The organism is Streptomyces sp. (genome assembly GCF_031181705.1).
Classification (GTDB): Bacteria; Actinomycetota; Actinomycetes; order Streptomycetales; family Streptomycetaceae; genus Streptomyces.
The window spans coordinates 10959-17238 of record NZ_JAPSKN010000121.1; the positions used below are offsets into that span (position 1 = coordinate 10959).

Annotated in this window: 6 protein-coding genes; 4 read left to right on the forward strand and 2 right to left on the reverse strand. The window is 73.8% G+C overall.

Annotated features, from left to right (window positions below; translation table 11 throughout):
- The 4 genes from RIN80_RS20900 to RIN80_RS20915 form a co-directional block, all read left to right on the forward strand.
- A partial coding sequence (locus RIN80_RS20900; protein WP_309097153.1) for a dihydrolipoamide acetyltransferase family protein occupies positions 1-771 on the forward strand: 771 nt, incomplete at its 5' end.
- Positions 772-857: 86 nt separating this feature from the next.
- The gene (locus RIN80_RS20905) at positions 858-1835 is read left to right on the forward strand and encodes an NTP transferase domain-containing protein (protein ID WP_309097154.1); all 978 of its coding nucleotides are present in this window, start codon (positions 858-860) and stop codon (positions 1833-1835) included.
- Positions 1832-3217: a molybdopterin molybdotransferase MoeA gene (locus RIN80_RS20910; RefSeq protein WP_309097155.1), complete on the forward strand. Its 1386-nt coding sequence runs from the start codon at positions 1832-1834 to the stop codon at positions 3215-3217. Before RIN80_RS20905 ends, RIN80_RS20910 begins: the two co-directional genes overlap by 4 nt.
- Positions 3214-4311 carry a potassium channel family protein gene (locus tag RIN80_RS20915; protein WP_309097156.1) on the forward strand — a complete coding sequence of 366 codons (1098 nt, stop codon included), beginning with the start codon at positions 3214-3216 and terminating at the stop codon, positions 4309-4311. Before RIN80_RS20910 ends, RIN80_RS20915 begins: the two co-directional genes overlap by 4 nt.
- A gap of 82 nt (positions 4312-4393) precedes the next feature.
- Here RIN80_RS20915 and RIN80_RS20920 read toward each other — a convergent pair whose 3' ends face one another.
- Positions 4394-5242: an ABC transporter permease gene (locus tag RIN80_RS20920; protein ID WP_309097157.1), complete on the reverse strand. Its 849-nt coding sequence runs from the start codon at positions 5240-5242 to the stop codon at positions 4394-4396.
- Entirely contained in the window at positions 5239-6258 is a 1020-nt protein-coding gene (locus RIN80_RS20925; protein ID WP_309097158.1) for an ATP-binding cassette domain-containing protein, read from the reverse strand. Before RIN80_RS20925 ends, RIN80_RS20920 begins: the two co-directional genes overlap by 4 nt.
- Positions 6259-6280: the final 22 nt, after the last annotated feature.

Consider the following 6280-nt stretch of genomic DNA (forward strand, 5'->3'; position numbering starts at 1 on the left):
TCCTCCGCGATCCAGTCCCCCGCGATCCGGTCCTCCGCGATCCAGTCCCCCGCGATCCGGTCCTCCGCGACCGCGGCCCCCGGCGAGATCCGCACGCCCCTCAAGGGCGTCCGCGGTGCCGTCGCCGACAAGCTGGCGCGCAGCCGCCGGGAGATCCCGGACGCGACCTGCTGGGTGGACGCCGACGCCACGGAGCTGATGCGGGCTCGCACGGCCATGAACGCGGCCGGGGGACCGAAGATCTCCCTCCTGGCCCTGCTGGCCCGGATCTGCACCGCCGGCCTTGCCCGTTTCCCGGAGCTCAACTCGACGGTCGACACGGAGGCCCGGGAGATCGTCCGGTTCGACCACGTGCACCTGGGCTTCGCGGCGCAGACCGACCGCGGGCTGGTCGTCCCGGTCGTACGGGACGCGCACGCGCGCGACGCCGAGTCGCTGACCGCGGAGTTCGCCCGGCTGACCGAGGCGGGCCGGGCCGGGACGCTGACCCCGGCGGACCTCACCGGCGGGACGTTCACGCTGAACAACTACGGCGTCTTCGGCGTCGACGGCTCCACCCCGATCATCAATCACCCCGAGGCAGCCATGCTCGGCGTCGGCCGCATCGTCCCCAAGCCGTGGGTGCACGAGGGCGAGCTGGCGGTGCGCCAGGTCGTGCAGCTGTCGCTCACCTTCGACCACCGGGTGTGCGACGGCGGCGTGGCGGGCGGTTTCCTGCGGTACGTGGCGGACTGCGTGGAACAACCGGCGGTGCTGCTGCGGACGCTGTGATTCCTGTTCCGTCCGCGAGCTGCCGCTCGTGAGCGCGTCGCTTCCCCCGCGTTCCGTGTGATCGCGGGGGCACGCATACTCGGGGGGTGAGCGCACACCAGCCCCCCGGAGAACCCGGCGCCGCGACCGGCCCCGAGCGGCGGGGCGACCCCGTCGCGTACGACGCCGTCGTGCTCGCCGGCGGTGCCGCACGGCGCCTCGGCGGCGCGGACAAACCCGGTGTGCGCGTGGGCGGGCGGCCCCTGCTCGACCGCGTGCTGGCGGCGTGCGCGGGCGCCGCCGCCACCGTCGTGGTCGCCGCGCCCCGGCCGACCGCGCGTCCCGTGACCTGGGCCCGTGAGGACCCGCCCGGCGGCGGCCCGCTCGCCGCGCTCGACGCCGGACTGCGGCACACCTCCGCCGAGCACGTCGTGGTGGTCTCCGCCGACCTGCCGTTCCTCGACGCGACGACCGTCGGCCGGCTCCTGGACACGCTGCGCGCGAGCGGCGCCGACGGCGTGCTGCTGACCGACCCCGACGGCCGCGACCAGCCGCTCGTGGCCGCGTACCGTGCGCCGCGCCTGCGCGAGACGCTCGCGCTCCTCACCGCCCGGCACGGCTCGCCGCACGGTCTGCCGCTGCGGCGCCTGGTCGCCGGGCTGCACCTCACCCGCATCGCCGATCCCGTCGCGTCCTTCGACTGCGACACCTGGGACGACATCGCCACCGCCAGGGCACGTATCAGGGAGCATGGGCACGTGTTGGATGAATGGATCACCGCCGTCAGGGACGAACTGGGCATCGACCTCGACGTCGACACCCGCGGCCTGCTCGACCTCGCCCGCGACGCCGCGCACTCAGTGGCCAGGCCCGCGGCGCCGCTGACCACCTTCCTCGTCGGCTACGCGGCCGCACGGGCGGGCGGCGGCCCCGAGGCGGTCGCCGAGGCCGCCCGCAAGGCCGCGGCCCTCGCGGCGCGCTGGGCCGAGGAGAGCACCTCCTCAGCCGCGCCGTCCGACCCCGCCGCCACCCGGGCCGACGTCGCCCCCGACGCCACCCCCGACACCCGGCCGGACGCCGGATGACGCCGCCCGGCAGCCGCACCGGTGAGGACGCCGAGGACCTCGACGTCGAGGAGGTGCTCGCCCTCGTGAACGACAGCAACGGCCCCTACGCGTCCCGTCCCGCCGCCCGGGGCGCGACGGACGGAACCCACGCCCCCGACCGTCAGGACACCCCCGCCCCCGCCGGCCGGCACCGCGCGACCCCGTGGCCGCAGGCCCGGGCCGTCGCCGAACGGGCCGCGCGCGACGCCGTGCGGGCCGCTCGCCGCGCCCCCGTCTCCGTGCCGCTGGGCGCCGCCCTCGGCCTCACCCTGGCCGTCCCGCTCGACGCCCTCACCGACCTCCCCTCCTTCGACACCTCCGCGATGGACGGCTGGGCGGTCGCCGGCCCCGCCCCCTGGGCCGTACGGGACGAGGGCGTCCTGGCCGGGCACGCCGGGCCGGCGCGTCTCACCGACGGCGAGGCCGTTCCCATCGCCACCGGCGCCCGCATCCCCCAGGACACCAGCGCCGTCCTGCGCACCGAGCACGGCCGGACCGACGACAAGGGCCGCCTCTACGCGACCCGGGACGTCACGACCGGCCAGGACATCCGCCCGCGCGGCCAGGAATGCCGCACCGGCGACCAGCTCCTGCCCGTCGGCACCCTCGTCACCCCGGCCGTGCTCGGGCTCGCCGCGGCGGCCGGGTACGACACCGTCACCGCCGTTCCGCGCCCCCGGGCCGACGTCCTCGTCCTCGGCGACGAACTGCTCACCGAAGGACTGCCGCACGACGGGCTGATCCGGGACGCCCTCGGCCCGATGCTGCCGCCCTGGCTCCGGGCGCTCGGCGCCGAGGTCACCGCCGTACGGCGGGTCGGCGACGACGCCGACGCCCTGCACGAGGCGATCGGCACCTCCGAGGCGGACATCGTCGTCACCACCGGCGGCACCGCGGCGGGACCCGTCGACCATGTCCACCCCACGCTGCGCCGGCTCGGGGCCGAGCTCCTCGTCGACGGCGTCAAAGTCCGCCCCGGCCACCCCATGCTGCTGGCGCGCACCACGGAGACCCAGCACCTGGTCGGCCTGCCGGGCAATCCGCTCGCCGCCGTCTCCGGGCTGCTGACGCTCGCCGAGCCGCTGCTGCGGATCCTCGCCGCGCGCCCGGCCCCGGAGGCGTACACCCTGGCGCTCCGGGACGGCGTCCAGGGGCACCCGCACGACACACGGCTCGTCCCCGTGGCCCTGCGCGGCGACCACGCCGTGCCGCTGCACTACAACGGCCCGGCCATGCTGCGCGGCATCGCCGCGGCCGACGCGCTGGCCGTCGTACCGCCCGGCGGCGCACGCCCCGGGCAGGAGGCGGAACTGCTCGACCTGCCCTGGGCGTCCGCAGGAATCGGGGTGTGTTTCACGTGAAACTTCCGGGCCAGGACGTGATCGCCCGCCAGGCCGACGAGCACCTGGTGACCCACCGGGTGTCGCTCCCGAGGAAAGTGGTGGAGCACCCGTTCCGCCAGGTCGCCAAACGGCTCTCCATCGCCCTGCTGGTCCTCGTCGTGACCGCGCTGATCGTCTACGCCGACCGCAGCGGCTACAACGACAACGCGGGCGGAGGCGTCAGCCTCCTCGACGCGTTCTACTACGCGACGGTCACCCTCTCCACCACCGGCTACGGTGACATCACGCCGGCCAGCGAAAGCGCCCGGCTCACGAACATCCTCGTCGTCACGCCCCTGCGCGTGCTGTTCCTGATCATCCTGGTCGGTACCACCCTCGAAGCCCTCACCGAGCGCACCCGGGAGGAGTGGCGGCTGACCCGCTGGAGGTCCACCTTGCGCGATCACACCGTCGTCATCGGCTTCGGCACCAAGGGCCGGTCGGCGATCCGGACCGTCTGCGCGACGGGACTGAAGAAGGAACAGGTCGTCGTGGTCGACCCCAGTTCCAAGGTGATAGACGCGGCGACCGCCGAGGGCTACGCGGGCATCGTCGGGGACGCGACCCGCAGCGAGGTGCTGAAGCGGGCCGAGGTGCACAAGGCCCGCCAGATCATCATCGCCACGCAGCGCGACGACACGGCGGTGCTGGTGGCGCTGACGGCCCGGCAGCTCAACCGGGGGGCGAAGATCGTGGCCGCGGTGCGCGAGGAGGAGAACGCGCCGCTGCTCAAGCAGTCCGGCGCCGACGCCGTCATCACCAGCGCGAGCGCCGCCGGCCGGCTGCTCGGCCTCTCCGTGCTCAGTCCCTCCGCGGGCATGGTGATGGAGGACCTGATCCACCAGGGCAGCGGGCTCGACATCATCGAGCGTCCGGTCGTCAAGGCGGAGGTGGGCAAAAAGCCGCGCGAGGTCGCCGACCTGGTCGTCAGCGTCATACGCGGGCACCGGGTCCTCGGCTACGACGACCCGGCGGTGGGGACGCTGGAGCTCGCCGACCGCCTGATCACCATCGTCCGCAAGACACCGGAGACGCGGGTCGCGCCCGACATCCGGCCCTTCCACCGCGACTGACGGCGCCCGCCGCCCCGGGCGGACACCCGACCGGCCCCCGCGCACTCACCTCGTGCGCGGGGGCCGGCCACGTGCGTCGGCGCTACTTGCGGTTGTACAGCCGCATCGTCACCGGCCCGAAGACCAGCACGAACAGTCCGGCCCAGCCCAGCGTCCAGGCGACCTCGGCGGCCGGCCAGTCGCCGGCCATCAGACCGCGCACCGCCGACGCCAGGTGCGTGACGGGGCTGTTGTTGACGAACGCCTGCAGCCAGCCCGGCATGGTCTTCGGGTCGACGAAGACGTTGGACAGGAAGGTGAGCGGGAAGATCACCATCATGCTGACGCCCATCACCGACTTCTCGGTGCGCAGCAGCAGCCCGAACATCGTCCAGATCCACGAGAAGGCGAACGAGAACAGCACCAGCAGCGCGATCCCGGCGAGCACTCCCCCGACCCCGCCGTCCGCCCGGTAGCCGAGAATCATGCCGACGGTCAGCATCACCACCGACGCGATCGTGTATCGCAGGGCGTCGCCCAGCAGATAGCCGACCATCGTCGACGGCCGCCAGATCGGCAGGCTGCGGAACCGGTCGAAGACGCCCTTCTCGATGTCGGTGTTCACCGAGACGCCCGTGTACATCGTGATCATCACGACCGACATCACGAGGATGCCCGGCAGCAGGAACTGGATGTACTCCTTCGGCGAGCCGGCCAGCGCCCCGCCGAACAGGTACGTGTACATCAGCACCATCATGATCGGGAACGCCGTGACGTCGAACAGCTGCTCCGGCACGTGCTTGATCTTCAGGATCGCCCGCCAGCCGAAGGTCATCGACGCCGACCAGGCGCTGGGCCGCGGCGGCCGCTCCTTGGCGATGAGCAGCGCGGCGAGGGACTCGGTGCTGACGGGGGCGAGTTCCTTGCTCTCGGCGGTCGTCGCGGTGCTCATGCCGCCACCTCGTCCTTCCGGTCGGTGGAGTGGTCCGGGGAGTCGTGCGTGTCGTGCCCGGTGAGGGCGAGGAACACCTCGTCCAGGCTGGGCTGGCCGAGGGAGAAGTTGTCCACGGTGATCCCGGCCCGGGCCAGCTCGCTCAGCGCGCGGGCGGCCTGCTCGGCGGCCGAGTCGTCGCCGGCCGCCGTGCCGAGGCGGGCGGTCAGGGCCACCGGGTCGGGCTCCAGCTGCACCCGCGCGTCGAGCGTACGGCGCAGCAGGTCGGCCGCGAGGGGCCGCCGGTCGGCGTCGCGCAGCCGCAGATGGACCGATCCGGCGCCGACCGACGACTTCAGCTCGCCCTTGGTGCCCTCGGCGATCACCCGGCCGCGGTCGATGACGGCGATCCGGGACGCGAGCTGGTCCGCCTCGTCCAGGTACTGCGTGGTCAGCAGCACGGTGGTGCCCTGGGCGACCACGGCCCGCACGATCTCCCACACCTGGTTGCGGCTGCGCGGGTCCAGGCCGGTCGTCGGCTCGTCCAGGAACAGCAGGTCGGGGGTGTTGAGGATGGACGCGGCGATGTCGATCCGGCGCCGCATGCCGCCCGAGTACTGCTTGACCTGCCTGCCCGCCGCCTCCGTGAGCCCGAAGGCCTCGAGGAGCTGCGCGGCCCGGTCGCGGGCGGCCTTCTTGTGGTGGCCGAGCAGCCGGCCCAGCAGGACCAGGTTCTCCGTGCCGGTGAGGTCCTCGTCGACCGACGCGTACTGGCCGGTGAGGCTCACCCGGCCGCGCACCTCGTCGGCCTCGCGGACCACGTCGTGCCCGAAGACGTGCGCCTGACCGCCGTCCGGCCGCAGGAGCGTGGCGAGCATCTTCACGGTGGTGGTCTTGCCGGCGCCGTTCGGGCCGAGGACGCCGTAGACCGTGCCCGCGGGCACGGCCAGGTCGACTCCGTCGACGGCCCTCGTCTCGCCGAAGGTCTTCACCAGCCCTGCGGTCTCGATCGCCAGGCCGGACGTCTGCGTGCTCATGCTTCGGGTCCTTCCGGTGCAC